Consider the following 3,249-nt stretch of genomic DNA (forward strand, 5'->3'; position numbering starts at 1 on the left):
TTTGATTAGATCGTTCTTTAAAAATTTGGGTATGTGATAGAAAGATAGACTGAACGTTACTTTCACTGGTAACGGATCAGGCTAAGGTAAAATTTGTGAGTGACTCTTAAGAGTTTTGCGAATTTTCGGCGAATGTCGTCTTCACAGTATAACCAGATTGCTTGGGGTTATATGGTCAAGTGAAGAAGCGCATACGGTGGATGCCTTGGCAGTCAGAGGCGATGAAAGACGTGGTAGCCTGCGAAAAGCTTCGGGGAGTCGGCAAACAGACTTTGATCCGGAGATGTCTGAATGGGGGAACCCAGCCATCACAAGATGGTTATCTTGTACTGAATACATAGGTGCAAGAGGCGAACCAGGGGAACTGAAACATCTAAGTACCCTGAGGAAAAGAAATCAACCGAGATTCCCTTAGTAGTGGCGAGCGAACGGGGACTAGCCCTTAAGTGGCTTTGAGATTAGCGGAACGCTCTGGAAAGTGCGGCCATAGTGGGTGATAGCCCTGTACGCGAAAGTCTCTTAGTCATGAAATCGAGTAGGACGGAGCACGAGAAACTTTGTCTGAATATGGGGGGACCATCCTCCAAGGCTAAATACTACTGACTGACCGATAGTGAACTAGTACCGTGAGGGAAAGGCGAAAAGAACCCCGGAGAGGGGAGTGAAATAGATCCTGAAACCGTATGCGTACAAGCAGTGGGAGCCCACTTTGTTGGGTGACTGCGTACCTTTTGTATAATGGGTCAGCGACTTATTTTCAGTGGCGAGCTTAACCGAATAGGGGAGGCGTAGCGAAAGCGAGTCTTAATAGGGCGTCTAGTCGCTGGGAATAGACCCGAAACCGGGCGATCTATCCATGGGCAGGTTGAAGGTTAGGTAACACTGACTGGAGGACCGAACCGACTACCGTTGAAAAGTTAGCGGATGACCTGTGGATCGGAGTGAAAGGCTAATCAAGCTCGGAGATAGCTGGTTCTCCTCGAAAGCTATTTAGGTAGCGCCTCATGTATCACTGTAGGGGGTAGAGCACTGTTTCGGCTAGGGGGTCATCCCGACTTACCAAACCGATGCAAACTCCGAATACCTACAAGTGCCGAGCATGGGAGACACACGGCGGGTGCTAACGTCCGTCGTGAAAAGGGAAACAACCCAGACCGTCAGCTAAGGTCCCAAAGTTATGGTTAAGTGGGAAACGATGTGGGAAGGCTTAGACAGCTAGGAGGTTGGCTTAGAAGCAGCCACCCTTTAAAGAAAGCGTAATAGCTCACTAGTCGAGTCGGCCTGCGCGGAAGATGTAACGGGGCTCAAACCATACACCGAAGCTACGGGTATCACGCAAGTGATGCGGTAGAGGAGCGTTCTGTAAGCCTGTGAAGGTGAGTTGAGAAGCTTGCTGGAGGTATCAGAAGTGCGAATGCTGACATGAGTAACGACAATGGGTGTGAAAAACACCCACGCCGAAAGACCAAGGTTTCCTGCGCAACGTTAATCGACGCAGGGTTAGTCGGTCCCTAAGGCGAGGCTGAAAAGCGTAGTCGATGGAAAACAGGTTAATATTCCTGTACTTCTGGTTATTGCGATGGAGGGACGGAGAAGGCTAGGCCAGCTTGGCGTTGGTTGTCCAAGTTTAAGGTGGTAGGCTGAGATCTTAGGTAAATCCGGGATCTTAAGGCCGAGAGCTGATGACGAGTTACCTTTCAGGTGACGAAGTGGTTGATGCCATGCTTCCAAGAAAAGCTTCTAAGCTTCAGATAACCAGGAACCGTACCCCAAACCGACACAGGTGGTTGGGTAGAGAATACCAAGGCGCTTGAGAGAACTCGGGTGAAGGAACTAGGCAAAATGGCACCGTAACTTCGGGAGAAGGTGCGCCGGTGAGGGTGAAGGACTTGCTCCGTAAGCTCATGCCGGTCGAAGATACCAGGCCGCTGCGACTGTTTATTAAAAACACAGCACTCTGCAAACACGAAAGTGGACGTATAGGGTGTGACGCCTGCCCGGTGCCGGAAGGTTAATTGATGGGGTTAGCTAACGCGAAGCTCTTGATCGAAGCCCCGGTAAACGGCGGCCGTAACTATAACGGTCCTAAGGTAGCGAAATTCCTTGTCGGGTAAGTTCCGACCTGCACGAATGGCGTAACGATGGCGGCGCTGTCTCCACCCGAGACTCAGTGAAATTGAAATCGCTGTGAAGATGCAGTGTATCCGCGGCTAGACGGAAAGACCCCGTGAACCTTTACTATAGCTTTGCACTGGACTTTGAATTTGCTTGTGTAGGATAGGTGGGAGGCTTTGAAGCGTGGACGCCAGTTCGCGTGGAGCCATCCTTGAAATACCACCCTGGCAACTTTGAGGTTCTAACTCAGGTCCGTTATCCGGATCGAGGACAGTGTATGGTGGGTAGTTTGACTGGGGCGGTCTCCTCCTAAAGAGTAACGGAGGAGTACGAAGGTGCGCTCAGACCGGTCGGAAATCGGTCGTAGAGTATAAAGGCAAAAGCGCGCTTGACTGCGAGACAGACACGTCGAGCAGGTACGAAAGTAGGTCTTAGTGATCCGGTGGTTCTGTATGGAAGGGCCATCGCTCAACGGATAAAAGGTACTCCGGGGATAACAGGCTGATACCGCCCAAGAGTTCATATCGACGGCGGTGTTTGGCACCTCGATGTCGGCTCATCACATCCTGGGGCTGAAGCCGGTCCCAAGGGTATGGCTGTTCGCCATTTAAAGTGGTACGCGAGCTGGGTTTAGAACGTCGTGAGACAGTTCGGTCCCTATCTGCCGTGGACGTTTGAGATTTGAGAGGGGCTGCTCCTAGTACGAGAGGACCGGAGTGGACGAACCTCTGGTGTTCCGGTTGTCACGCCAGTGGCATTGCCGGGTAGCTATGTTCGGGAAAGATAACCGCTGAAAGCATCTAAGCGGGAAACTTGCCTCAAGATGAGATCTCACTGGAACCTTGAGTTCCCTGAAGGGCCGTCGAAGACTACGACGTTGATAGGTTGGGTGTGTAAGCGCTGTGAGGCGTTGAGCTAACCAATACTAATTGCCCGTGAGGCTTGACCATATAACACCCAAGCAATCTGAATGCTCGAAAGAGACCAGATTGCGGTGTGTGAAGACGCAATGAACCGAAAGTTCGCGCTGCTCACAAACACCTGTATCACATACCCGATTTGCTGAAGCGAGGCCAACCGGTCACGAGTCAGTACCCGAATTTCTTGACGACCATAGAGCGTTGGAACCACCTG

1 rRNA gene is annotated in these 3,249 nt (G+C 51.2%); it reads left to right on the plus strand.

From position 1 onward, the window contains the following. Window positions 1-173 precede the first annotated feature (173 nt). Window positions 174-3,065 (plus strand): 23S ribosomal RNA (locus OC71_RS23405). Window positions 3,066-3,249 lie beyond the last annotated feature (184 nt).

This window comes from Pseudomonas sp. W15Feb9B (genome assembly GCF_000828175.1).
Taxonomy (GTDB): domain Bacteria; phylum Pseudomonadota; class Gammaproteobacteria; order Pseudomonadales; family Pseudomonadaceae; genus Aquipseudomonas; species Aquipseudomonas parakoreensis.